Here is a 25,516-nt window from a genome sequence, read left to right as displayed (position 1 = left end):
CCGCACGGTGGGAATGCGCTCCCACCGTTCCTTTCAGGGAAGACGGGCTCGCTCCGGTTCGTTGGCCCGCACGCCGCCCCGTCTCCGATGTAGGTTTCCTCCATTCCCGCTTCCTCCAGCGCCACGAGCCCTCCCATGCCCCGAGTCCTCGCGTCCTCCCGGCGCGCCCGCCCCGCCCAGCTCGCCCCCCCGGCCGCGCGGCAGGCGTCCGCCTCCCCGCTCCTGCCCCCTGGTCTGTTGGAACGTCTGCTGGCGGAAGCCATGGGCCGGGGCGCGGACTTCGCGGAGGTGTACGTGGAGCGCACGTCCACCACCGCCGTGGTGCTGGAGGAGGAGCGCATCCGCAGCGCGCAGGTGGGGCTGGTGCAGGGCGTGGGCGTGCGGGTCATCGCCGGCGCCAAGGTGGGCTACGCCTACTCCGACGACTGGGATGAGGCCGCGCTCGTGCGCGCCGCGCGCACCGCGGCGATGATTGCCCAGGGCGGCGGCTCCGAGCGCGCCTACCCCGTCAAGCGCGTGCCGGTGCCCAGCCACTACCGCGTGGGCCAGCCGCTGGAGGACGTGGCGGTGGCGCGCAAGACGGCGCTGCTCACCCGCGCCAACGCCGCCGCGCGCGCCTTCGACTCGCGCATCCAGCAGGTGAACGCGTCCTACGTGGATCAGACCCGGCGCATCGCCGTGGCCAACACCACCGGCCGCTTCAGCGAGGACACGCAGGACCAGTCCCGCATGAGCGTGCACGTGGTGGCGCTGGGCAAGGGCGGCGAGCGCCGCACCGGCATGTACGGCAGCGGCGGCCGGGTGTCCTTCAGCTACTGGGACGGCGTGACGCCGGAGTCCGTGGCGGAAGAGGCCGCGCGCCAGGCCATCGCCACACTGGGCGCGGTGGACTGCGTGGCGGGGCCGCAGACGGTGGTGCTGGCGCCGGGCTGGAGCGGCATCCTCCTGCACGAGGCGGTGGGCCACGGGCTGGAGGCGGACTTCATCCGCAAGGGCACGTCGCTGTTCGCGGGCAAGCTGGGGGAGAAGGTGGCCTCCGACCTGGTGACGGTCATCGACGACGGCACGGTGTCCAGCGCGCGCGGCTCCATCAACATCGACGACGAGGGCGTGCCCGGCGAGCGCAAGGTCCTCATCGAGAACGGCGTCCTCAAGGGCTACCTCTATGATCAGCTCAACGCGAAGCTGATGAACCAGCGCTCCACGGGCTCGGGCCGGCGCGAGTCGTTCAAGAGCCTGCCCCTGCCGCGCATGACGAACACCTTCCTGGCGCCCGGAGACCACGCGCCGGAGGACATCCTCAAGGAGGTGAAGCGCGGGCTGTACTGCGCCACCTTCGGCGGGGGCCAGGTGGACATCAGCAACGGCAACTTCGTCTTCGAGGTCAGCGAGGCCTACCAGATTGAGGACGGCAGGCTGGGCCGCCCGGTGAAGAACGCCATCCTCATTGGCGTGGGGCCGGAGGCGCTGAAGAACATCAGCCGCGTGGGCTGCGACCCGATGCCGGACCCCGGCATGGGCGTCTGCGTGAAGGACGGGCAGATGATGCCCGTGGGGGTGGGCCTGCCCACCGTGCGCATCGACAACGTCACCGTGGGCGGAACGAAGGTCGGCTGAGGACACCGTGAACTACGAACAGCTCGCGAAGAAGATCGTCCAGCGCGCCGTGAAGAAGGGCGCGAAGCAGGCGGAGGCGTACCTGGAGGTGGGCCGCCAGAGCAGCGTGCGCGTCCGCGAAGGCCAGATTGAGGACCTCACGGAGGCCACCAGCAAGGGCGTGGGCGTGCGGGTCATCGTGAAGGACCGGCTGGGCTTCGCGTACACGTCCGACTTCACCACCGCCGGCCTGGAGCGCGTGGTGGACCTGGCCGTGCAACTGGCGGAGGCCGCCGCGCCCAACAAGCTCAACGGCCTGCCCGGCGCGAAGGACCTGGGCAAGCGCGGGGACACCGGCGTCCTCTTCGACCCGAAGGTCGCGAACCTCCCCGGCGACTGGAAGATCAACGCCGCGCTGGAGGCGGAGCGCGCGGGCCGGGCGCAGGACTCACGCGTGGCCACGTTCGACTCCGTGTCCGCGGGCGACTTCGTGGCGGAGGTGTACCTCGCGTCCAGCGAGGGCGCGTCCGGCGGCTACTCCGGCACGTACGTGTACCTGGTCGCGGTGCCGGTGGCCGCGCAGGACGGGCAGCTCCAGACGGGCTACTGGCTGGACTACAAGCGCTTCCTGGACGACCTGGAGTCCCCGGAGTCCATCGGCCGCGAGGCCACGAAGCGCGCCGTGCGCATGCTGGGCGCGAAGCCGGTGAAGACGCAGCAGGTGCCGGTGGTGTTCGACCCGCTCGTCGCCGCGAGCTTCGTGGGCAACCTGTCCCAGGCCGCCAACGGCAACGCCGTCTACCAGCAGTCCAGCGTGCTCGCGCCGCACGTGGGCAAGCGGCTCGCGGGCAAGCACGTCTCGCTGGTGGATGATGGCCTGCTTCCCCGGGGCCTGGCCACCGCGCCCTTCGACGGAGAGGGTGTCCCCACCCGCCGCACGCCCATCCTGGATGAGGGCGTGCTGTCCGGCTTCCTCTACGACGCCTTCACCGCACGCAAGGCGAAGGCGCGCACGACGGGCAACGCGTCGCGCGGCTACAGCGCGCTGCCGGGCATCGGCACCACGAACCTCTACCTGGAGAAGGGCACGAAGACGCCGGAGGAGCTCATCCGGGAGGTGCCCCAGGGCCTCTACGTCACCGCCCTGCTGGGCCACGGCGCGGATCCGGTGTCCGGGGACATGTCCTGCGGGGCCAACGGCTTGTGGATCGAGAACGGTGAGCTGACGCACCCGGTGCAGGAAGTGACGGTCGCGGGTCACCTCCTCCAGATGCTCAAGGACCTGGACGCGGTGGGCAGCGACCTCCAGTTCCGCGGCGGCAGCGTGGGCGCGCCCACTGTCCGCTTCCGACAGCTCACCGTATCGGGCGCGTAGCCAGCCGCACCCGGTCGCCTACGCTGGCGGGCCTCTTCCTCACGGCACGAGGTCCGCCCGCATGGCCGCGAAGTCCGCCCGCAAGTCCGCCGCTCCCCGGTCGAAGTCGGCCGCGCCGCGCAAGCCGCGCCGCAAGAAGGCCGAGCCGAAGTCGCGGGGCCTGGGTCCGCACGAGGTCGCGAGCGAGGCCGTGGCCTTCCCCGACGCCCTCCTCCAGGCGGTGCGCGAGGACGGCGGCGAGGTGCTCTCCGTCTACCGAGACCCGCTGGGCGGACACCCCGTCGTCTTCGCGGTGCTCCCCATCGACAAGGTGGAGCCCACGCCCTACCAGCGCGACCTGTCCGAGCCCCACGTCAAGCGGCTGGCCACCGCGATGGAGCGGCTGGACCGCTTCCTGGACCCCGTCATCGCCGTGCGCGTGGAGGGGCGCTACTGGACGCCCAACGGCAACCACCGCCTCAACGCCAGCAAGCTGCTGGGCGCGAAATCCATCGTCGCGCTGCTCCTTCCGGACGAGGACGTGGCCTATCAAATCCTCGCCCTCAACACGGAGAAGGCCCACAACCTGAAGGAGCGCTCCCTGGAGGTCATCCGCATGGCGCGCGGCCTCGTGGGCGCGAACCGCCCGGGCAAGGAGTCCGCCTTCGCCCACCTCTTCGAGGAGCCCTCCTTCCTCACGATGGGCGCCGCCTACGAGAAGCGCCCCCGCTTCTCCGCGGGCGCCTACCACCCCTTCGTCAAGGTGGTGGACGGCTTCCAGGACGTGCCCTTGCCGGAGGCCATCGCCGTGCGCGACGCCCAGGCGGAGCGCCTGCTGGAGCTGGACGACGCGGTGGTGGCCGTCGTCAACGCCCTCAAGGAGCGCGGCCTCCAGAGCCCCTACCTCAAGAACTTCGTCGTCGCCCGGCTCAACTTCCTGCGCTTCCGCAAGGACGGCCCGCCTCCCACCTTCGACGCCACCGTGACGCGCATGCTGGCCAGCGCCCGGCGCTTCAACGTGGACAAGGTGAAGCGCGAGGACATCGGCCGCATGGGCGGCGGCCCCATGGAACCGGACGAAGAGCAGGCCTGAAGGGAATGAGGATTGCAGGGCCGTGTTGAGAGAGGCCCCGTACTCCCATGACATCTCCCACGGTCCTGGTCGTCGACGACGACCGCGCCAACCTTGATTCCGTTGCCCGCATCTTCCAGCGGGAAGGCTTCGCCACGCTGTCCGCCGCGCAGGGCACGGAGGCGCTGGAGATGCTCCGGCGCCCGGAAGTCAGCGTCATGGTCACCGACCTGATGATGCCCGGCATGGACGGCCAGGAGCTGCTCAAGGCCAGCCGCGCCATCCGCCCGGACGTGGAGGTGGTGCTGATGACCGCCTACGGCACGGTGGAGACAGCCGTGGCGGCCATGAAGGACGGCGCCTACGACTTCATCACCAAGCCCCTCAAGCGCCACGCCCTGGTGAAGGCCGTGCAGAAGGCGCTGGAGAAGCAGGCGCTCGTCCAGGAGAACACCTCCCTCAAGGCGAAGCTCGCGGAGATCAACCCCGCGGGCGGCCGCGCCATGGTGGGCCAGTCCCCCGCCTTCCGCGCCATGCTGGACACCATCCGCCAGGCCGCGCCCTCCACCGCCACGGTGCTGCTCCTGGGCGAGTCCGGCACCGGCAAGGAGCTGGCCGCGCGCGCGCTGCACGAGCACTCCGCCCGGGCGAAGCAGGCCTTCGTCGCGGTGAACTGCGGCGCCATCCCGGAGAGCATCCTGGAGGCGGAGCTCTTCGGCGTGGAGCGCGGCGCGTACACCGGCGCCGTCACCCGGCGCGAGGGCCGCTTCGAGCGCGCCCACGGCGGCACCCTCTTCCTGGACGAGGTGGGCGAGATGCCCCTATCCGCGCAGGTGAAGCTCCTGCGCGTGCTCCAGGAGGGAGAGCTGGAGCGGCTGGGCGGCACGCAGACGGTGAAGGTGGACGTGCGGCTCGTCGCCGCCACCAACAAGGACCTGCAGAAGGAGGTCGCGGAGGGGCGCTTCCGCGAGGACCTCTACTACCGCCTGCACGTGGTGGAGATCCGCGTGCCCGCGCTCGCCTCGCGCCGCGAGGACATCCCGCTGCTGGCGGAGGCCTTCCTGCGCCGCTTCTCCGCGAAGAACGGCAAGGTGCTGCGCGGCTTCTCTCCGGACGCGCTGAACGTGCTGGAGAACTACGCGTGGCCGGGCAACGTGCGCGAGCTGGAGCACGCCGTGGAGCGCGCCGTGGTCCTGGCCCGCACGGACGTGCTGGAGGCCAGCGACCTGCCGGAGTCCGTGCGCAAGGGGCCGCTGGGCTCCGCAGGCCAGCTCGTCATCCCCATCGGGACGCCCATGGAGGAGATCGAAAGGCGCGTCATCCACGAGACCCTGCGCCACACGCGAGGGGACAAGACGCTCGCCGCCCGCCTGCTGGGCATCGCCGCGCGGACCATCTACCGCAAGCTCGAGCGGGAGCAGGGCGGCCCCGACGCGGCCCCCACCTCCCCGGCGGTCCTCCCCTCCCCCCCCACCAGCGCGGACTGACAGGCCGTCACACCGGCCCCCGCCTGCTTTTGACAATTTGTCCCGACGTCCTGTCCCGGCCGCCCACCTGGCCGGGGCTCCGTCCTATTCCGAAATAATTTCAAGGACTTGGCCGTAAGTCGTGGGTTTGACGCCCGCCCAACGATGGCACCTGCCTTGCTCAAGGTCCCATCTGGGGCTGGCTTTCTCCCGGAAGCGTGATGGAACTCTTCTTTCGCAAGTACTTCTGGAGCGTGAACCTGTTGTTCATCCTGCTCGTCGCCCTCCTGGCGGCGCGCACGGTGAACCTGTTCGTCGAATCCTCCATCTCCCCCGCGCCCGCGTCCGAGGCTCCCGCCCGCGTCGCGCAGCGCACCCACGCCGCGGACAGCGGCCTCGCCACCATCGACGCGGAGCGCCTGTCGCGCCTCACCGGCGTGAAGCTGCCGGAGCCGGAGGTCGCGGTGAAGGAGCCCACGACGCCGGAGTTCGACGCCAACGCTCCGCCGGCCAAGAGCGGCCTGCGCGTGAAGCTCTTGGGCACGCTCGTCGCGGCCAACCCGGACTGGTCCTTCGCGTCCATCCAGGACATGACCACGCAGCGCTCGCAGACGTACATGATCGGCAACAACCTGATGGGCGCCACCGTCATGGAGATCGAGCGCGAGCGCGTCATCATCAACAACAACGGCCGCCGCGAGTTCATCGACGGGCAGCCCGGTGACGGCGCCGTCGCCGCCTACACCCCTCCCCCCGCGGCCACGCCCGCCGCCACCCCGACCAACAGCCTGGGCAACGGCATCAAGTCCACGGGTGAGAACGAGTACGAAGTCCCCAAGGCGGAGATCGACAAGACGTTGAGCAACCTCAACGACGTGGCGATGCAGGCGCGCATCGTGCCGGCCTTCAAGGACGGCCAGGCCGTGGGCTTCAAGCTGTTCTCCATCCGCCCGGACAGCATCTATTCGAAGATCGGCGTCCAGAACGGTGACGTCATCCGCCGCATCAACGGCTTCGACATGAACAGCCCTGAGAAGGCGCTGGAGATCTACTCGAAGCTGAAGGACTCCAGCCGCATCGAGATCGAGATCGAGCGCAACGGCGCGCCGATCCGCAAATCCTACAACGTCCGTTAAACACCCCCGTCAAAGCGCCCGCTCCTCCATGAAGACGACGCTCCCGTCCTGGCTGCTCTGTCTGTGCCTCGCGCTCTCCGGCTCCGCGTGGGCCCAGCGCCGTCCCACCCAGCCCGGTACCCCTGCCCCCGCTCCGGCGGCCCAGGGTGAACGCGACCGGACCATCACCCCGCAGGGCAACGGCAGTGCCGCGCCCACCGAGAACCAGGGCCCCCGCCAGGTGCCCTCGTGCGAGCAGGCCCGGCGCAACGCGCGCTACGGCATCTACTTCGACAAGGTGGACATCGAGAAGCTCGTCCAGACCGTGTCGGACGCCACCTGCCGCACGTTCATCCTCCCGGAGAACGTGCGCGGGAAGATCTCCATCATCGGTCCGGAGAACGGCCGCGTGGAGGTGGACGCGGACTCGTTCTACTCCGCGTTCCTCGCCGCGCTCGACGCGAACGGCCTGGCCGTCTACCCGTACGGCCGCTTCCTGAAGATCGTCGACAAGCGCTCGGCGAAGCAGAACCCCATCCCGACCATCGTGGACGAGGACACCCCGTACACGACGAACGAGCAGATGGTCACCAAGCTGTTCAAGATCAAGTACGTGGAGGTGGAGCCGCTGCGCGGCGTCCTCCAGCAGCTCGTGTCCAAGGACGGCGACACCATCCCGTACCCGCCGGACACCATCATCGTCAACGACGTGGGCTCCAACATCCACCGCCTGGAGCGCCTGATCAACCAGCTGGACAGCCGCTCCTCCAGCGACGAGATGCGCATCATCCAGGTGCAGTACGCCACCGCGCAGGACGTGGCCAACACCATCCAGAAGCTCTTTGAAGCCAAGGCCGGCGCGGGCGGCCGCGCGGGCCAGCGCCCCGGCAACTTCACGCAGGGCACCCCCGGCCAGCCTCCTCCCGGCGCGGAAGGCGTGTCCGGCGGCGGCACCGACTCGGGCGGCGCGGTCACGCTGTCGCAGATCATCCCGGACGAGCGCACCAACAAGCTCATCATCGTGGCCAGCCCCGCCGCCTTCGGCCGCATCCAGGACCTGGTGCGCGAGGTGGACATCCCGTCCGGCAGCGGCAACAAGATCAACGTCTACCCGCTGGAGAACGCCAACTCCGAGGAGCTGGCCAGCACGCTCCAGTCGCTCGCGCAGGGCACCGCCAACCGCCCCCAGCGCGGCCCCATCCCGCAGCAGCCGCAGGGCCTGCCGCGCGCGCCCGCCCAGGCCGCGGAGCTGTTCAGCGGCGAGGTGAAGATCTCCGCCGACAAGGGCACCAACTCGCTGGTCATCGTCGCCAGCCAGGGCGACTACAAGAACATCGTCCAGATCATCCAGCAGCTGGATCAGCCGCGCCGCCAGGTGTTCGTGGAGGCGGTCATCATGGAAGTGAACCTGGACCGCAACAGCGAGTTCGGCATCAACTTCCACCAGGGCTTCAGCCTCAAGACGGACGACGGCGCCATCCCCGGCATCCTGGGCACCAACTACTCCGGCGGCTCCATCCCGCCGTCCTTCTCCCTGGCGAACCTGGCCAGCATGGGCGGCTTCCTCGCCGGCATCCAGGGCCCCGTCCTGCCGGAGCTCAAGAACCTGGGCATCGACATCCCGGCCTTCGGCGTGGTGCTCAACGCCATGCAGCAGTCGTCCGACGTGAACGTGCTGTCCACGCCGCACCTGCTCACCAGCGACAACGAGGAGGCCGAAATCACGGTGGGCCAGAACGTGCCCTTCCAGTCCGGCTTCACCCCGTCCGCGCTGGGCAGCTCGCTGGGCGGCACCGGCACGGGCACCAACGGCGGCATCAATCCTTCGCTGCTGGGTTCGCTGGGCGGCCTGGGCTCGCTGTACGCGCCCATCACCCGCCAGAACGTGGAGCTGAAGCTCACCGTCAAGCCGCAGATCAACGAGAGCGACTACATCCGCCTCGTCATCACGGAGCAGACGGAGGAGATCGCGTCCTCGGACCCCGTCCTGGGCCCCACCACGTCGAAGCGCAGCGCCAAGACGACGGTCATCGCCAAGGACATGGAGACGGTGGTGATTGGCGGCATCATGCAGGACCGCACGCTGGAGTCCGTCTCCAAGGTGCCGGTGCTGGGTGACATCCCCCTGCTGGGCCACCTGTTCCGCGACACCACGCGCCGCAAGACGAAGACGAACCTGCTGCTCTTCCTGACGCCCTACATCATCCGCGGCCAGGAGGACTTCCGTCGCATCTTCGAGCGCAAGATGAAGGAGCGGCAGCAGTTCGTGGAGCAGTTCTACGGCCAGGTCCCCGGCTACGACGTCGCGGTGGACTTCAGCCGCAAGCCCGGCCCCCTGTCGCGCATGAACCAGTCCGTCATCAAGGAAGAGCAGCGGGTGGAGAACGGCGGCAGCGGCACGCCCAACGAGCGCGTCATCCGTCCCGCCGGCGCGGCGCCTGCCTCCCCGTCTCCCGCGCGGCCGGGCGGAGGAGCCCCTCCCGCTCCGGAAGGTGCCACGCCCGCCCCCGAGGGCGAGCAGGCACCGCGAAATTTCGAGGCGCCTCCGGAGGGTTCGGAGAGATCAGCCCCCGCGCCACAGCCCGAGGTGATCGCGCCCACGCCGGACGCGGACGCCGAGCGGCTGCGCATCCAGCCGGGGGACGGAGAGTAAGGACCATGGACCTGACCGCCGACACCACGACGACTCAAGACACCGCCGCGACGCCCGCCGTGTCTGGCGGCCGCAACGACGCCACCCAGGTCGTGGGCCACGGGCTCGCGTACCTCTGTGGCCGGCCGTTGGGGGAGATCCTCCGCGCGCTCGTGCCCTCCCTCACCCCGGAGAAGATCCAGGAGGCGCTCGCCGCCCAGCAGGAGAAGGGCGGACGGCTGGGGGAAATCCTGGTGGGCATGAAGGCGATCAGCGAGGAGGACGTCGCGCGCGCCCTGGGCCACCAGCTGGACCTGCCCTACCTCCAGCGCATCTTCGTGGAGGAGGTGGACGCGGAGCTGGTCAAGCGCATCCCCATCAACTTCGCCCGCCAGACGCAGGTGCTCCCGCTCTCCCTGGAGGGGGACGAGGTGGTGCTCGCGGTGGCGGATCCGCTGGACACCACCGCGCTGGACCACGCGCGCCTGCTGCTGGGCCAGTCCATCCAGCCGCGCATCGCGCTGGCCTCCACCATCGTGGACGCCATCAACAGCGTGTACGACCGCTCCGTCAACGAGGCCGAAGCGCTCGTGGACGAGATGGAGACCACCGAGGACCTGGACTCGCTGGCCCATGAGCTGGAGGAGCCCAAGGACCTGCTGGACGCGGACGACGAAGCGCCCGTCATCCGGCTGGTGAACTCCGTGCTCTTCCGCGCCGCCAAGGAGCGCGCGAGCGATATCCACATCGAGCCCATGGAGCGCGAGCTCCTGGTGCGCTTCCGCATCGACGGCGTGCTCCAGGAGGTCATCAAGCCGCCCAAGCGCTACCAGAACTCCATCATCGCGCGCGTGAAGGTGATGGGGCAGCTCAACATCGCGGAGAAGCGCCTGCCGCAGGACGGCCGCATCCGCATCAAGCTCGCGGGCCGCGACATCGACATCCGTCTGTCCACCACGCCCACGTCCTTCGGCGAGCGCATCGTCATGCGTCTCCTGGACAAGACGGCGACGCTGCTGGACCTGGCGGAGATCGGCATGAGCCCGCAGGTGCTGGCCAACATGGAGTCCGTCATCAAGCGCTCGCACGGCATCGTGCTGGTGACGGGCCCCACGGGCTCCGGCAAGACGACGACGCTCTACGGCGCGCTCTCCAAGATCAACACCTCGGACCTCAACATCCTCACCGTCGAGGACCCGGTCGAGTACCAGCTCAAGGGCATTGGCCAGATGGCCATCGCCCCGAAGATTGGCCTGACGTTCGCGCAGGGCCTGCGCTCCTTCCTCCGCCAGGACCCCGACGTCATCATGGTCGGTGAGATCCGCGACAAGGAGACGGCGGAGATCGCCATCCAGGCGTCCCTCACGGGCCACCTGGTGCTCTCCACGGTGCACACCAACGACGCCGCGGGCGCGGTGACGCGACTCGTGGACATGGGCGTGCAGCCCTTCCTCGTGGCGTCGTCGCTCACCGGCATCCTCGCCCAGCGCCTCGTGCGCCGGGTGTGCCCGGACTGCCGGCAGCAGTACACGCCCACGGACGCGGAGCTGAAGGAGCTGGGCTTCACGCTCGCCAGCTTCAAGGCGAAGTTCAACACGGACCGCATCTACCGCGCGGTGGGCTGCCCGTCCTGCAACCGCAACGGCTACCGCGGGCGCTCCGGCATCTACGAGTTCCTCTTCGTGGACGACGACGTGCGCCAGCTGGTGCTCAAGAACGTGGACGCGTCCACCATCAAGAAGTCCGCCCTGGCCAAGGGCATGACGACGCTGCTGGACGACGGCGTGCGGAAGATCGCCCTGGGCGAGACGACCATCGCCGAAGTGCTGAGCATCACGCAGGAGGACATCTAGGTCCGCCATGCCCGTCTTCGAATACAGAGGCCTTGATTCCCAGGGCAGGCAGAAGAAGGGCCTGCTGGAGGCGGACTCGCCCAAGACGCTGCGCTCCAAGCTGCGCGCCGACGGCATCTTCCTCACCGACGTGCTGGGCCAGGCGGAGGGCAGCCGCGTGGGCGTCTCCAAGGGCGCCAACGCGTCCCTGCTGGCGCGCGACGTGGACCTGCGCAAGCTGGGCCGCGGCCGCGTGTCCACGGAGGACGTCGCCATCCTCACCCGGCAGCTCGCCACGCTGCTGGGCGCGGGCGTCACCATCGTGGACTCCCTCAACGCGCTGGTGGACCAGGCGGAGAAGGAGCGCCTCAAGCGCGCCCTGTCGGACATCAAGCAGCGCGTCAACGAAGGCTCTTCCCTGGCGGACGCCTTCTCCCAGCACCCGAAGATCTTCCCCAGCATCTACATCAACATGGTGCGCGCGGGTGAGGCCTCCGGCGCGCTGGATCAGGTGCTCCTGCGGCTGGCGGACTTCACGGAGAACCAGGCCAAGCTGCAGCAGAAGATCATCGGCACGATGATCTACCCCGTCATCATGCTGGCGGTGGGCGGCGGCATCCTCGTCCTGCTGATGGTCTTCGTGGTCCCGAAGGTGACGAAGATCTTCGAGACCATGCGCGCCACGCTGCCGCTCAACACGCGCATCCTCATTGGCGCGTCCAACCTGATGCAGGCGTGGTGGTTCATCATCATCCCGGCCTTCATCGCCGGCGTGGTGGCGTTCCTGCGCTGGATCAAGAGCCCCAAGGGCAAGCCCAAGTGGGACCGCTTCACGCTGAAGGCCCCCATCTTCGGCAGCCTCGTGCGCCTGCTGGCCATCTCCCGCTTCGCGCGCACGCTGGCCACGCTGCTCAAGAGCGGCGTGCCCATGCTGGCCGCGCTGGACATCGTCAAGGCGGTGATGACGAACTCGGTGCTGGCGGACGCGGTGGAGAACGCCCGCGAATCCATCCGCGAGGGCGAAAGCATCGCCAACCCGCTCAAGCGCTCCGGCCAGTTCCCGCCGCTCGTGTACCACATGGTCGCCATCGGTGAGAAATCAGGGCAGCTGGAGGACATGCTGCTGTCGGTGGCGGACTCCTACGAGACGCAGGTGAACGTGCGCATCGGCGCGCTGACCTCCCTCCTGGAGCCCATGCTCATCGTGGTGATGGGCGTGATGATTGCATTCGTCGCGCTCAGCATCCTGATGCCGATTCTGCAGGTGAACACGGCCATCCATTAGGAGCAGGGGCGCACGATGAACGACACGCTCGACCGGTGGATCCAGCGCGCCACGCTGATGGGCCTGTTGGCCCTGGCCGCCACGCTGGCGACGGTGGGGGCCACCCTCTACGCCCACCGGGACCCGCCCGCGGCCTCAAGCCCGGGCACGCCTCCCTGAAGCGCTTCTGACATCCCGACACACCCATGGCGCGGTGGCTTGCCAGAAAGTCACCCGAAGGTGAGTGAAGACATGCACACGACGAACGCGAAGAAGCAGCAGCGCCGCAAGAACCGCGGCATGACCCTCATCGAGATCATGGTGGTCATCACCATCCTCGGGCTCATCGCGGCGGCGGTGGGCGTGGCCGTCATCCCGAAGCTGGAAGAGGCCAAGCAGGACACCGCGAAGCTGGACATCCGCAACATCCAGAGCGCGATGAAGCTCTACTACACGAAGAAGGGCTCCTACCCGGACACCGCCACGGGCCTCAAGGCGCTGGTGGACACCCAGAACCTGGAGCGCATGCCGCTGGACCCCTGGGGCCGCGAGTACGTCTACATGAACGAGGGCGGCAAGCCGGTCATCACCAGCTACGGCGCCGACGGCAACCCGGGCGGCGAGGGCTCCGACGCCGACATCTCCTCCAAGGACCAGAACGCCCGGCAGTAACGGGCGTTTCCTGAAGCAAAGCCGCGCCTCCCGCGTGTTGTCGTAGGAATGCCCGTGATGACCCCCGAGCACACTTCCTCACCGACGTCCGCGCGCGAGGCGCGATCCGTTCCTGGAGGGCAGGCCCGCGCCCGCTCGCCGCGCCTGGGCCGCCTCCTGCTCCTGGGCGTCTTCCTGGGCGCAAGCCTCCTCGCGTTCGCGCTGGTGTGGGCCACCGAGGACAACACCCTCACGCCCACGCAGCGCCAGGCGCGCGAGCAGATCCGCCGCCTGGAGGGGCTCTTCAAGGCCCACCACCGGCTGATGGGCTTCTTCCCGTCACAGGCGCAGGGCTTCACGCCGCTCATCGAGTCGAAGGTGCTGGACGCGCCGCCCATCGACCCGTGGGGCCACCCGTACCTCTACCGCATGGAGGGCAAGACGGGCGCCGTGCTGTCGCTCGGCTCCGACGGCAAGCCCGGCGGCACCGGCGAGGCCGCGGACCTCTTCAGCGGCGGCATCGTGGCACAGGAGGTGCAGCCTTGAAGACGGCCATGTCCCTGCCCGCTCCCGCCCGCCGCCGTCGCGCTCCGCGCGGCCTGACGCTGATTGAGATCTCCATCGCGCTGGCCATCGCGGCGGTGATGTTCGCCGCGGTGACCGTGGGCATCGGCGCCATCACCGGCGCGAAGGCGAAGGGCAGCGCCACGGAGCTGGCGGGCGTCATCCGCTCGCTCTACGACTCGGCGGCGCTCAGCGGCAAGACGTGCCGGCTGGTGTTCGAAATCCCCGACCCGAAGCGTGAGGAAGCCACGAAGTACCACGCCGAGTGCGCCGCGGGCGGCGTCACCACCTCGCGCGACCGGGACGCGGCGCTGCGGGACGAGGCGCGCGACCGCGAGCGCACCGCGCGCGACGGCAACAACGGCGGCGACGCGCGCAAGAACTACACGCGCTCCGAGGGCTCGCAGCCGTCCGCGCAGGAGCTGATGGAAGAGGAGAAGAACCGCATCGAGTCCCAGTCCACCTTCTCCGCGTACACCGCGGAGGAGATCTCGCCCAAGCAGCTGCCGGCGGGCGTGGCGGTGTCGGTGTGGACGCGGCAGCAGCGCGAGCCGGTGGAGAGCGGCGTGGCCTATCTCTACTTCTTCCCGCAGGGCTACACGGAGCGCGCCATGGTGTTCCTGCGCCAGGGCGACAACGCGTGGACGCTGGACGTGTCACCCCTCACGGGCAAGGTGTTCATCGCACCCGAGGCCCTGGAGGTGCCCCGCTCATGAGATTCCCGACGCACAGGCGCACGGGCTTCACCCTGCTGGAGACGATGGTGGCCATGGCCATCCTCAGCGTCGCGCTGATGGCCATCTTCGACCTCAACTCCGGCGCGGTGGCCAACCACGTCTACACCAAGCGGCTCACCGTGGCGTCGCTCCTGGCCCGCTCGAAGATGACGGACCTGGAGCAGAAGCTCTACGACGACGGCTTCGAGCAGGACGACGACGAGCAGTCCGGCGACTTCTCCGACGACGGCTGGCCCCAGTTCAAGTGGCGCGCCCGCATCATCGCGCCCAAGACGGACGGCGTGACGCCGGATCAGCTCATTGGCGCCATCTTCAACCTGCCCATGGGCGGCGGCGACTCCGGCGACCCGCTGGGCGGCCTGGCCGGCCTCTTCGGCGGCGGCGGCGGCGGTGACGGCAAGGGCAGCACGCCGCCCGGCGGCACCACCACGGCCAGCCCCCTGGGCGCGTCCGCCATGAGCATGGCGCAGCCCATGTTCACGCAGATGGTGGACCAGCTCACCAAGTCCGTCCGCGAGGTGCACCTCACGGTGTACTGGAAGGAAGGCACCCAGGTGGAGAGCGTGGACGTGGTGACGCACGTCGTGTCGCTGGGGCCGGGCGGCGACCGCAACGGCGGCTTCACGCCCAACGCGGGCACCACCGCGGGCGCGGAGAACCAGTGGGTGAACCCGCGCACGGGCCAGGTGGTGGACAACCCCATCCCCGGCCAAAACGGGCAGATGCTGGACCCGAACACGCGGGAGCCGCTGGTCAACCGGGCGCAGGTCCTCAACCAGCTCAACAACCCCAACGGCCGCCAGGGCGGCGGCAACGGCAACACCGGCATCAACCCGCGGCTGCCGGGCGGCATCTTCAACGGCGGCCTGCCGGGCATGCCGCGTGGCCAGGGGGGGATCATCCGATGAAGCGGCGCATGCGTGGCTTCACCCTCATGGAGGTCATGGTGGCGGTGGGCATCACCGCCCTCATGGGCACCGTCGTCGCCCTGGCCTTCCAGACGGGCATCAACGCGAAGGAGGTCGTGGAGGGCGAGGCGGAGCGCTACCGCATGGTGCGCGTGTCGCTCAACCGCATGGCGCGGGAGATTGGCTCCGCCTTCGTGAGCGACCGCTTCGACCTGCGCCGCTTCCGCGACCAGAACGACCGGCCCACCAACTTCATTGGCGAGCGCGACAAGCTGACGTTCACGACGTTCGCGCACCAGCGCCTGTACACGGACGTGAAGGAGTCCGACCAGGCGGTGGTGGAGTACTTCGTGGAGAACTCCAGCGAGCGCGGCGCCCGGCAGCGGCAGGACCTGAAGCGCCGGGTGAACCCCAACGTGGGGGACCGCATGGACCGGGGCGGCACCACCGACGTCCTCTTCGAGGGCGTCAAGGGCGTGGAGTTCGCCTACTGGGATTCGGAGAAGAAGGAGTGGGACGACGAGTGGGACACGCGGCGCACGGAGAAGAAGTCCATCCTCCCCACGCGCGTGCGCATCACCGTCATCGCCCTGGATGAGGCGGGCAAGGAAGCGCGCTACACCACGCAGACGCGCATCGTGCTCAACACGGAACTGCCGAGGTTCAACTGATGGCCCTCCCCTACTTCCAGCAGGCGTTCCGCCGGCGCGGCAAGGCGCGGGGCCCGGTTCCCGCCGCGGCGCCGCCCTCGCAGGCCGCGCGCAAGGACAAGCGCTCGCGCGGCGTGGCGCTCATCATCGCGCTCGTCTCCATCACGCTGCTCACGGTGGTGGCCACGGAGTTCGCCTACAACAGCCGCGTGGACCTGCAGCTCGCCGCCAACCAGCGGGACGAAGTGCGCGCCTACTACATGGCCCGCTCCGGCCTGTCGCTGGGGCGGCTGCTCTTGCGCTTCCAGAAGCAGGTGGACGCGACGCCCATCCCCAACCCGGCCAGCCTGCTGAGCGGCCTCATGGGCGGGGCCCTGGGCGGCGCGGGCGCGGGCGCGGGGGGCGCGAACGCCTTCCAGCCGCAGTCGCTCAACCTCCAGCTCTGGAAGCTGGCCCGCGTGGACTGCCACATGCTCAAGGGGCTGGTGAAGAGCGACGGCGCGGAAGGTGAAGACGGCCGCCCCGTGGAGACGGACCCCGTGCAGGTGGACCCCAAGTTCCAGATGGACGGCGAGGACGGGGAGGAAGGCGCGGGCGCGGCCACGCAGATGGCGGCGCAGATGCAGCGGCGGTCCTTTGGCGGCTTCGAGGGCTGCTTCCTCGCGACCATCAGCGACGAGGAGGAGAAGCTCAACGTCATGCGCCTGAACACCGGCGGCGCGGAGGCGCAGGCCACCGCCGCGCGCATGCTGGACATGTTCGCGGACAAGCGCTTCGAGTTCCTCTGGCAGCAGGACGACGCCAACAAGGTGCGCTCCACGCCCAAGGACACCATCATCGCGCTGAAGGACTGGTCCGACGAGGACGCCACCCAGTCCAACCTCAACGAGCGCGACCCGACGAACCCCTTCGTCACGGGCTTCGCGGACGAGGGTTCCCCGTACAGCCGCTACGAACCGCGCTATGACGTCAAGAACGCGCGCTTCGACAGCCTGGACGAGCTGTACCGCGTGCATGGCGTCAACGACCGCTTCATGGCGGCCTTCCGCGACCGGCTCACGGTGTACCCGGACATCAACTCCAAGCCGAACGTCAACACCGACGACCCCATCATGCTGGGGCTGGCCATCATGTCCGCCGCGGACCCCAACCGGCCGGATCCGCGCCTGACGGACCCGGTGTTCCTCAACGAGCTCATCAGCCGCATCCGCGCCGCGCGCATGTTCAACTTCTTCGGCATGTCGGTGGCGGACTTCGTGGGCGTCGTGGAGCAGGCCGGCATCGCCGTCAACCCGCTCATCAAGGGCAACGTCCAGCAGAACCGCTACCTGGGCGACAAGAGCAAGACTTTCACCATCAAGTCCGTGGGAGAGGCGGGCAGCGTCCAGAAGACGCTCACCGCCGTCATCCGCCTGGACGACGGGCTGGGCAAGCTCGTGTATTACAGAGAGGAATAGCATGGCCCGCATTCTTGGCCTGGACCTGGGCAGCCACTCCGTGAAGGGGGTGGTGCTCAACTCCGGAGCGAAAAGCAGCACCACGCAGGCCTACGCGGAAGTGCGCCGCGCGCAGGAAGGCGAGCGCGCGGAGACGCTGCGCGCCGCGGTGGAGGAGCTGCTCGGGAAGATGCCGCAGGGGCACGTGGATCAGGTCGTCATCGCCCTGCCCGGCCCGTCCCTCACCACGCACGCGGTGAGCCTGCCCTTCTCCGACCCCAAGCGCGTGGAGGCGACGCTGCCCTTTGAAGTGGGCAGCCAGTTGCCGTTCGACATCTCGGAGGTCGTCTACGACTACCAGGTAGTCGGCCAGAAGGACACCGGCGGCAAGGAGAAGGCCGCGGACCTGCTGGTGGGCGTGGTGAAGAAGGAGGAGCTCCAGTCGCTGCTCGCGCTCCTGGGCGGCCTCCAGGTGGACCCTCGCGTCATCACCCACCCGGCGCTCGCGTACCAGAACCTCTTCACGCAGATGCCCGGCCTCTTCGAGGGCGCGTCCGAGGGCGGCCCGGTGGCGGTGGTGGACATCGGCCACGAGCGCACGTCGGTGGCCATTGGCCAGCCGGGCAAGGGCGTGGAGTTCGCGCGCACCTTCGCGGGCGGCGGGCGCGACCTGACGCGCGCGCTGGCCACGGAGTTCCAGACGACGCTGCCGGAGGCCCACGCGTGGAAGGAAGCGCACGGCGCCATGGCGGGCGCCGCGCAGGGGCCGGACGCCGAGCGCGCCGCGAACGCCTTCGTGCGCGGCCTGCAGCCGGTGCTGCGTGAGCTGCGCCCGTCCTTCAAGGCCTTCGCCGCGCGCACCCGCCGGCAGGTCTCCGCGGTGGTGCTGTGCGGCGGCACCGCGCGCATGCCGGGCCTGGCCGAGCAGCTGTCGCGCGACCTGAACCTGCCGGTGCGCGTGATGGCGCTGCCGGCGGACGCGGCCGCGATGATTGGCGCCAGGGAGACGCCGTCCGCGGCGCAGGCGTACGCGCTGGCCATGCGCGGCAACGCGGCCGGGGCCAAGGCGCCGCGCTTCAACCTGCGCCGGGGCGAGTTCGCCTTCAAGGGCGGCTACGACTACGTGAAGGACCGCATCGGCCTCCTGGCCTCCTTCGCGGTGACGCTGCTGCTGTTGCTCATCGCCTTCGGGGTGGTGCGCAACACGGTGCTGTCGCGCCGCGAGGCGGAGGTGGACGCGGTGCTCTGCAAGACGACCCAGCGCATCCTGGGCACCTGCGAGACGAACTACGACCGCGCCCTCAACATGCTCAAGGGCGTGGAGAGCCCCGCCGCGGCGCTGCCCGCGATGTCCGCCGTGAACCTGCTGGCGGAGGTCACCCAGCGCGTCCCGCCGGAGGTGCCGGTGAAGTTCGACCGCATCCAGGTGGACCTGGACCGCATCATGCTCCAGGGGGAGACGGACAGCTCCAAGCAGATCGACACGCTCTCCGCCGCCTTGAAGGGCCACCGCTGCTTCAAGGACGTGAAGGAGGGCAAGGTGGAGAAGACTCGCGACGGGCAGAAGGTGACCTTCCGCCTGGACGTGCAGGTGCAGTGCCCCGGCGAGAAGCAGGGGGGAGAGACCTGACATGGGAAAGCTCAAAGAACTCTTCGCGCCCCTCCAGACGTGGTTCGAGCGGCTCTCCGACCGCGAGCGCAAGCTCGTGGCGCTGGCCGGCTCCGCGGTGCTGGTGTTCGTGCTCTTCGTCACCCTCTTCAGCTTCGCCAACAGCGCGAACGGCTACCGCCGGCGCACGCAGGACAAGCTGGCGAAGCTGCAGGAGGTGCAGGCCCTGGCCACCAGCTACGGCGAGGCCCAGGCGGAGCGCCAGAACGTGGAGCAGCAGCTCACGCAGAGCAACGTGCGGCTCATCACCTACATTGAAGACAAGGCCACCGCCGCGGGCCTCACCGTCCCCAACATGACGCCCAAGGGCGACGTGGGCGTGGGGGACGGGAAGATCATCGAGAGCTCCGTGGAGCTGACCTTCACGGACGTGGACCTGCGCAAGCTGACGGACTTCCTGCGCACGGTGGAGACGGGCCCGGGCATCGTGAAGGTGAAGTACCTGCGCGTGGAGCCCCGGCCCGCCACGGACACCCTGACGGCGTGGACGACCGTCGCCACCTACCGGATGAAGCAATAGCCCATGGCCACTGAAACCAAGACCGCCCGCTGGAAGCTCGTCCTGGGCTACACCGCCTTCGCGGTGGTGGCGTTCGTCCTCTGCCTGCTCATCACGTTCCCCTACGACGCGGTCCGCACGCGGCTCGTCACGGAGGCCGCGGCCCACGGGCTCGCGGTCCGCATCGAGGGCCTGCGTCCCGGCCTCTCCGGCGTCACCGCCACCCACGTGCGCGTGAGCAAGCCGCCCACGCCGCTGGGCGCGGAGGCCGTGGCGGCGCTGGCCCGCGGCGAGTCCGGCGGCCTGGGCCCGGACGAGCTGGGTGAAGCGCTCGTGTTCGACAGCGTGGCGATGCGCCCGTCCGTCTTCCCGCCCGGCGTGGTGATGAAGCTCAAGGGCATGGGCGGCACGGTGGACGTGCACGTGGGCGGCCTGAGCGGCACGTCGCTGAACGTGGACGTGGACGGCGTGCAGGCCAGCGGCGGCAACCTGCCCAAGTACACGGGCGTGGACATGGAGGGCACCCTCAACGCGAAGCTGGCCCTCCAGGCCCCGGGGACCCTGATTCGCGGCCAGCCGGTGGACTGGTCCCAGGCCTCTGGCACGGTGGCGCTGGACACCCAGGGGCTCACCATCAAGGGCGGCAAGGCGGCCATCCCCATGGGCGGCGGCCCCGCGATGCCCATGGAGCTGCCGCGCGTAGTGCTGGGCGAGCTGAAGGGCGACCTCCAGTTCGACAAGGGCCTGGGCACGGTGAGGGATTTGAACCTCAAGAGCGAGGACCTGGAGGGCGCGGGCACCGGCACGGTGAAGCTGGGCCGGCGGCTGGAGTACAGCGAGCTGGCGCTCGACGTGCGGCTGAAGTTCGAGCAGGCCTTCCAGCAGCGGCTGGGCCCCCTGGCGCTCGCGGTGAACATGCTGCCGCAGGACCGGGACAACCCGGGTTGGCGCGGCGGCCGGCTGAGCGGCATGGTGAGCAGCCCCCGCTTCGGTCCCAAGCGGTAGAACCCCGGGGGTCGGTTCCGTCCCTCCCCCACCCTCGGGTTGATGCCCGCGCACGCGCCGTGTAAAGCGCTGCGCGCGGCCCCGGGTGTCCGGGGCTTGGGAGAGTGGTGATGCCGGAGCTGGTGTTCTTCCGTCGAGGCGAGGAAGTGCTGCGGGTGGCGGTGGACCGGGCGCGGGTGGTGCTCGGCCGGGGCGACTCCAGCGACGTGGCCATTCCGGATCCGGAGGTGAGCCGCCAGCAGGTGGCCCTCCTGTGGGACGGCCAGAAGTGCCGGGTGGAGGACCTGTCCGGCAAGGGCACGAAGGTCGCGGGCGCCCTGGTGGAGCGCGGCGACCTGCCCGACGGCGCGGACATCGAGCTGGGCCAGTGGCGCGCGGTGTTCCGCCAGCACGGCGCCAGCGGCGACGCGGACGCGGCCACGGAGGCCGGCAACAGCACCTCCGTGCAGGGCCGGGACGCGCAGCGCTGGCAGCCCGCGCAGCTGCGCGTGAAGCAGGGCGGCACGGAGGCCGTGCACCGGCTCACCGGCGACAGCTTCACGGTGGGCAAGGACGCGGGCAACGACCTGGTGCTCCAGGACCGGTTCATCTCCGGGCGGCACCTCAAGGTGACTCGCAAGGACGGCGTCTTCCACGTCGTGGACCTGCGCTCCACCAACGGCACGTGGCTGGGCCCGGTGCGACTCTTCGAGGCCGAGGTGACGCTGCCCACGTCGCTGCGCGTGGGCGAGGCGGAGCTCATCCTGGAGGCCGTGCCCGCCGCGAAGAAGGAGGCGCAGGCCTTCCACGGCATCCTCGGCAGCGACCCGTCGGTGCGGCAGTTGACGGACCTGATTCAACGCGTGGCCCCGTCCACGGCGGCCGTCACCATCCTGGGCGAGTCCGGCACGGGCAAGGAGCTGGTGGCGAACGCGCTGCACGCGTGCTCGCCGCGCGCGAACCGGCCGCTCATCCCGGTCAACTGCGCCGCCATCTCCAAGGAGCTGATTGAAAGCGAGCTGTTCGGCCACGAGAAGGGCGCGTTCACCGGCTCCGTGGGCGCGCGCAAGGGCGCCTTCGAGGAGGCGGACGGCGGCACGCTGTTCCTGGACGAGATTGGCGAGCTGCCGCTGGACCTCCAGGCGAAGCTGCTGCGCGCGCTGGAGAGCGGTGAAATCAAGCGCGTGGGCGCAAGCCGCCCCCTGCACGTGGACGTGCGCGTGGTGGCCGCCACCAACCGCGACCTGCTGGCGGCGGCGCGCGAGGGCCGCTTCCGCGAGGACCTCTACTACCGCCTGTGCGTCGTGCCGCTGCACCTGCCGCCCCTGCGCAACCGCCGCGGGGACGTGGTGGCGCTGGCGGAGCACTTCGTGCGCGCGTTCGCCCCGCGCGGGCAGACGGTGCGCTTCACCCCGGCCGCGCTGGAGCGGCTCCAGCAGCACGCCTGGCCGGGCAACATCCGCGAGCTGCGCAACGTGGTGCACCGCGCGCTGCTCCTGCGCAAGGGCCCGTCCATCGACGGCAGCGACCTGTCCTTCGACCAGGAGGTCAACCGCGAGACGGGCATCACCGTGCCGGAGCTTCCGCCGGGCATGACGCTGGAGCAGATGCTGGAGAAGCTGGAGCGGCAGATCATCGAGACCGCACTGCGCCGCTTCAACAACAACCGCGAGCGCGTGGCCCGCGAGCTGGGGCTCGCGCGCTCCACCCTCTTCAAGCGCCTGAAGGACTGGGGCCTGACGAAGCAGGACGAGCAGGAGTAGCTCCCGCGCCGCCCCGCCCTACCCGTTCCCCGGGTGGGCGGGGTCGCCCCAGGCCGAGTGCGGCAACGGGTGCGCGTCCGTGCGCAGGTACCAGGGCACGCTGACCACCACCAGGCGCCGCTCGCCCGACAGGAGCAGCGCGCTGCGCAGCAGCTCCGAGCGGCGGCCGTAGAGCATGGCCCGGTACCAGCGCTTCTCCAGCAGCTCCGGCATCACGATGGCCACGGTGCGGCCCGGCACCTCCGCGAGCAGCGCGTCCAGGTAGTCCAGGAGTGGCCACACCAGCGCGCGGTACGGCGAGCCCACGTGCACGAGCGGCGGCGGCCTGCGTCCGGCTTCCAGGAGCGGGCCCTGGACGAAGTGCTGCCACTGCGCGTCCAGCGCCGCCTCGTCGTCGTCGCCGCTGCAGATGTGCACCGCGCGCACGTCGTCGCTCAACTCCAGCGCGAAGCGCAGCGCCGTCTCCGACGCGTGGGACCAGCGGTCCACCGGCACCACGGAGACGAGCGGCGCTCCAGGTGTGACGCGCACCGGCCGCTTCAGCTCCGTCGCCTGCCGCGTGCGCGTGTACGCGGCGTGGACGCGCGACAGCAGCAGCAGGCCCACGGGCACGATGACGAACGCGGCCCAGCCGCCGTGCATGAACTTGGACACGCCCACGATGCACAGCGTGAGCGCCGTCATCACCGCGCCCGCGCCGTTGAGGACGCGGCGCCACCGCCAGCCCTCCTCCCCCCGGTGCCGGTTCCAGTGCACCACCATGCCCGCCTGCGACAGCGTGAAGGCCATCAGCGCGCCAATGGCGAACAGGGGAATCAGCCGGTCGGTGATGCCCTTGCACACGATGAGCAGCACGGCCGCCAGCGCGGACAGCGTGAGGATGCCGCGCGACAGGGCCAGGCGGCGGCCCCGGTGGGCGAAGCCCGGGGGCAGGTAGCGCTCACGTGCGAGCACCTGGCACACCAGGGGGAAGCCCGCGTAGCTGGTGTTCGCGGACAGCGCGAGCACGCAGAGGATGGCGGCCATGGCCACGTAGTAGAAGGCGCCGCGCCCCATCACCGCCGCGATGAGCTGCGACAGCACCGTCTGGTAGTTCGCGCCGTCGGGGTCCGTCGCGCCCACGCCGTACGCCCGGCACAGGAGCGCGATGCCCAGCAGCATCGTCACCAGGATGCCGACGATGATGCCCAGCGTGGCTCGCGCGCGGCGGATGGTGGGGTCGCGGAAGATGGGCACGGCGTTGCTGATGGCCTCCACGCCCGTCATCGCCGTGCACCCGCTGGCGAAGGCGCGGATGATCAACCACGCGCCCAGGGACGCGGTGGGGACCGCCATGGGCGGCGGCGCCTGCACGGGCGTCGCGTCCCCGGTGGCCAGCTTGAAGAGGCCCACACCCAGGACCACGCCCAGCGACGTGATGAAGAACCAGGTGGGCACGACGAACACGGCGCCCGCCTCGCTGATGCCGCGCAGGTTCACCAGGGTGAGCAGCGCCAGCAGGCCCAGGGTGATGGGCAGCGTGTGGGGCCGCAGCGCGGGAATGGCGGACACCAGCGCGCCGGTGCCGGCGGAGATGCCCACGGCCACGTTGAGCAGGTAGTCCAGCATCAGCGCCGTCGCCGCGAGCAGCCCCGCGCCGCGCCCCAGGTTCTGCTTCGCCACCGTGTACGCGCCGCCACCGCTGGGGTACGCGGCGATGGTCTGCGCGTACGAGCCCGCGACGATCATCAAGAGCCCCACGATGGCGACCGTGATGGGGAAGAGCAGCCACAGCCCGGCCGCCCCCAGCGGGCGCAGCACGGTGAGCGCGGCCTCCGGGCCGTACGCGGCGGAGGACAGCGCGTCCAGCCCCAGCAGCGCCACGCCGGTGAGGACGCCCGTCTTCTCCTGCATCGCCTGGGCGTTGGTGAGCGGACGTCCCAGGAGCAGGTCCACGACGCCGTTGCCCGCCCGGCGCCGGGGCATGAACGGCCTCCTGCGTCCGTAGTCGGCCAGTTGGGCCATCGCGCCGTCCCCCTGGCCCGGAAGGTGCGCACCGGCTGTCCACGCGGAAACACGGCCCCGCGGTCGCATGCCCTCCAGGGCCATAGACCCTTTCCCGCGCCCGTTCGTTCCAGGGGAAGACACAGGAGACCGTCCGCCATGGGCCCGCACGCCGCCGTCCTCGCCTTTCCCACCCTGGATGACTTGTACGCCCAGCACCGTCCCCGAGCGCTGGCCATTGCCCGGCGCATCGTGGGGGACACCGACGACGCGGAGGACGTGGTGCAGGACGTCTTCCTGCGCCTGTCGCGACAGCCCCCGGGCATGGACGGGCGGGCGACGTGGACCACCTGGCTGCACCGGGTGATGGTCAACAGCAGCATCAACTGGCTGCGCGCACGCCGCCGCCGGGAGCGGCTGACGCACGCGCCCCAGGAGACCGTGTCGCCGGAGGCCCACGCCATGGGCGCGCAGATGCAGCGCCACTTCCACGAAGCGCTGGAGGAGGTGAACCCCCAGCAGCGGCAGGTGCTCTACCTGCGCGAGGTGCGCGGCCTGGGCTCCGCGGAAATCGCCCGGCTCCTGCGCATCCCCGAGGGCACCGTGAAGAGCGCCCTGCACCGCGGCCGCCAGCGCGCCCTCACCGTGATGGAGGAGCGCGGCCAGCGGCCGTGAGGCACGGGACTTCTACTCGTCGCCCTTGCTGCCGACGAACTGGTCGCCCTTCTCCTTGAAGAGGAGGTTGAAGCTGGTGAGCGAGCCGTAGACGCGGGTGATGTAGCCCTGCATCTCCGCCTTCTCCGCCTCCGTCAGCTTGGGGTGGGCGTTGAGCTTCTGCTCCAGCACGCGGATGCGGTCGCGCACCATCGTGACCTTGTGGAACAGGTTGTCGATGGGCAGGTCCTTCGCCTGGAGCTCCGGGTTGCCCGGCACCAGCCGCACCGTGCCGCCCTCCCACTTGCCCGCGAGCGGCGGCTCACTGAGGCCCGCCGCCTCCCGGAAGATGTCCATCAGCTCTTCGCGCGTCATGTTCAGCCCTTCCAGGTCCACCACTTGCTGCGGATCCGCGCGGTGGCGCACCACCACGGGCGCCACGCTCCGCGCGGTGCGGGTTCGCGTGCTCGAAACGACGGGCGCCGGGGCCGCCGAGCCCCGGGGCGCGTACTTGTCACAGATGGGCGCGGAGGGCGGGAACAGGCCGCGCGAGGTGTACACGCGGCACGGCCCCACCCATCCACGGTGATCCTCGGAGTGCGGACTCCAGAGCTTGCAGTTGCCGCACACCCGCTCATCGGGGCGGAAGGTGGGAAGAGGCCGGGGTCTCGCTCCCGCGTCCGACAT

At 70.1% G+C, this 25,516-nt stretch carries 22 protein-coding genes; 20 read left to right on the top strand and 2 right to left on the bottom strand.

Features of this window, described 5'->3' with window-relative positions:
- The first annotated feature begins 135 nt into the window (after window positions 1-135).
- The 19 genes from JYK02_RS28415 (at window position 136) to JYK02_RS28325 (ending at window position 22,192) form a co-directional block, all read left to right on the top strand.
- Window positions 136-1,617, top strand: coding sequence for a TldD/PmbA family protein (locus JYK02_RS28415; RefSeq protein ID WP_207055735.1), 1,482 nt, complete (start codon window positions 136-138; stop codon window positions 1,615-1,617).
- Between the two features lie 7 nt (window positions 1,618-1,624).
- On the top strand, window positions 1,625-2,971 hold the full coding sequence (locus JYK02_RS28410) for a metallopeptidase TldD-related protein (protein ID WP_207055734.1): 1,347 nt from the start codon (window positions 1,625-1,627) through the stop codon (window positions 2,969-2,971).
- Between the two features lie 61 nt (window positions 2,972-3,032).
- The gene (locus JYK02_RS28405) at window positions 3,033-4,043 is read left to right on the top strand and encodes a ParB/RepB/Spo0J family partition protein (protein WP_207055733.1); all 1,011 of its coding nucleotides are present in this window, start codon (window positions 3,033-3,035) and stop codon (window positions 4,041-4,043) included.
- Between the two features lie 47 nt (window positions 4,044-4,090).
- Complete coding sequence (locus JYK02_RS28400; RefSeq protein WP_207055732.1) at window positions 4,091-5,509, top strand: sigma-54-dependent transcriptional regulator; 1,419 nt, start codon at window positions 4,091-4,093, stop codon at window positions 5,507-5,509.
- A gap of 200 nt (window positions 5,510-5,709) precedes the next feature.
- Entirely contained in the window at window positions 5,710-6,624 is a 915-nt protein-coding gene (gene gspC / locus JYK02_RS28395; RefSeq protein WP_207055731.1) for a type II secretion system protein GspC, read from the top strand.
- Window positions 6,625-6,652: 28 nt separating this feature from the next.
- Window positions 6,653-9,256: a type II secretion system secretin GspD gene (gene gspD / locus JYK02_RS28390; protein ID WP_207055730.1), complete on the top strand. Its 2,604-nt coding sequence runs from the start codon at window positions 6,653-6,655 to the stop codon at window positions 9,254-9,256.
- A 5-nt stretch (window positions 9,257-9,261) separates the two neighbouring features.
- Entirely contained in the window at window positions 9,262-11,088 is a 1,827-nt protein-coding gene (gspE, locus tag JYK02_RS28385) for a type II secretion system ATPase GspE (protein WP_207055729.1), read from the top strand.
- 7 nt (window positions 11,089-11,095) lie between these two features.
- Complete coding sequence (gene gspF / locus JYK02_RS28380; protein ID WP_207055727.1) at window positions 11,096-12,352, top strand: type II secretion system inner membrane protein GspF; 1,257 nt, start codon at window positions 11,096-11,098, stop codon at window positions 12,350-12,352.
- A 15-nt stretch (window positions 12,353-12,367) separates the two neighbouring features.
- Window positions 12,368-12,511 carry a hypothetical protein gene (locus JYK02_RS28375; protein ID WP_207055725.1) on the top strand — a complete coding sequence of 48 codons (144 nt, stop codon included), beginning with the start codon at window positions 12,368-12,370 and terminating at the stop codon, window positions 12,509-12,511.
- 72 nt (window positions 12,512-12,583) lie between these two features.
- A complete protein-coding gene (gspG, locus tag JYK02_RS28370) occupies window positions 12,584-13,003 on the top strand; it encodes a type II secretion system major pseudopilin GspG (RefSeq protein WP_207055723.1) in 420 nt (139 codons plus the stop codon).
- 57 nt (window positions 13,004-13,060) lie between these two features.
- Window positions 13,061-13,528, top strand: a complete 468-nt coding sequence (locus JYK02_RS28365) for a type II secretion system protein GspG (protein ID WP_207055721.1) — start codon at window positions 13,061-13,063, stop codon at window positions 13,526-13,528.
- A gap of 8 nt (window positions 13,529-13,536) precedes the next feature.
- A complete protein-coding gene (locus JYK02_RS28360; protein ID WP_207056306.1) occupies window positions 13,537-14,262 on the top strand; it encodes a pilus assembly FimT family protein in 726 nt (241 codons plus the stop codon).
- Complete coding sequence (locus JYK02_RS28355) at window positions 14,259-15,191, top strand: type IV pilus modification PilV family protein (protein WP_207055719.1); 933 nt, start codon at window positions 14,259-14,261, stop codon at window positions 15,189-15,191. The genes JYK02_RS28360 and JYK02_RS28355 overlap by 4 nt, the downstream gene beginning before the upstream one ends.
- Window positions 15,188-15,862, top strand: coding sequence for a type II secretion system protein GspJ (locus JYK02_RS28350; protein WP_207055718.1), 675 nt, complete (start codon window positions 15,188-15,190; stop codon window positions 15,860-15,862). The genes JYK02_RS28355 and JYK02_RS28350 overlap by 4 nt, the downstream gene beginning before the upstream one ends.
- A complete protein-coding gene (locus JYK02_RS28345) occupies window positions 15,862-17,298 on the top strand; it encodes a type II secretion system protein GspK (protein ID WP_207055717.1) in 1,437 nt (478 codons plus the stop codon). The genes JYK02_RS28350 and JYK02_RS28345 overlap by 1 nt, the downstream gene beginning before the upstream one ends.
- A gap of 1 nt (window position 17,299) precedes the next feature.
- On the top strand, window positions 17,300-18,907 hold the full coding sequence (gene pilM, locus JYK02_RS28340) for a pilus assembly protein PilM (RefSeq protein ID WP_207055716.1): 1,608 nt from the start codon (window positions 17,300-17,302) through the stop codon (window positions 18,905-18,907).
- 1 nt (window position 18,908) lies between these two features.
- Window positions 18,909-19,466 carry a type II secretion system protein GspM gene (gspM, locus tag JYK02_RS28335; protein WP_207055715.1) on the top strand — a complete coding sequence of 186 codons (558 nt, stop codon included), beginning with the start codon at window positions 18,909-18,911 and terminating at the stop codon, window positions 19,464-19,466.
- A 3-nt stretch (window positions 19,467-19,469) separates the two neighbouring features.
- On the top strand, window positions 19,470-20,450 hold the full coding sequence (gspN, locus tag JYK02_RS28330; protein ID WP_207055714.1) for a type II secretion system protein GspN: 981 nt from the start codon (window positions 19,470-19,472) through the stop codon (window positions 20,448-20,450).
- 110 nt (window positions 20,451-20,560) lie between these two features.
- Window positions 20,561-22,192, top strand: coding sequence for a sigma 54-interacting transcriptional regulator (locus JYK02_RS28325; protein ID WP_207055713.1), 1,632 nt, complete (start codon window positions 20,561-20,563; stop codon window positions 22,190-22,192).
- Between the two features lie 18 nt (window positions 22,193-22,210).
- On the opposite strand, the gene JYK02_RS28320 is transcribed toward JYK02_RS28325, so the two are convergent.
- Window positions 22,211-24,157, bottom strand: coding sequence for an APC family permease (locus JYK02_RS28320; RefSeq protein WP_207055712.1), 1,947 nt, complete (start codon window positions 24,155-24,157; stop codon window positions 22,211-22,213).
- A gap of 177 nt (window positions 24,158-24,334) precedes the next feature.
- On the opposite strand from JYK02_RS28320, the gene JYK02_RS28315 reads away from it, so the two are divergent.
- Window positions 24,335-24,850 carry an RNA polymerase sigma factor gene (locus JYK02_RS28315; protein WP_207055711.1) on the top strand — a complete coding sequence of 172 codons (516 nt, stop codon included), beginning with the start codon at window positions 24,335-24,337 and terminating at the stop codon, window positions 24,848-24,850.
- A 12-nt stretch (window positions 24,851-24,862) separates the two neighbouring features.
- Here the strand turns inward: JYK02_RS28315 and JYK02_RS28310 are convergent, their stop codons facing one another.
- Window positions 24,863-25,516 (bottom strand): hypothetical protein, encoded by a 654-nt coding sequence (locus JYK02_RS28310; RefSeq protein ID WP_207055709.1) that lies wholly within the window; start codon window positions 25,514-25,516, stop codon window positions 24,863-24,865.

Origin of the sequence: Corallococcus macrosporus (assembly GCF_017302985.1) — a bacterium.
Taxonomy (GTDB): domain Bacteria; phylum Myxococcota; class Myxococcia; order Myxococcales; family Myxococcaceae; genus Corallococcus; species Corallococcus macrosporus_A.
The sequence above is the reverse complement of the archived record's forward strand: the minus strand, read 5'-3'. Positions and strand labels throughout refer to the sequence as shown.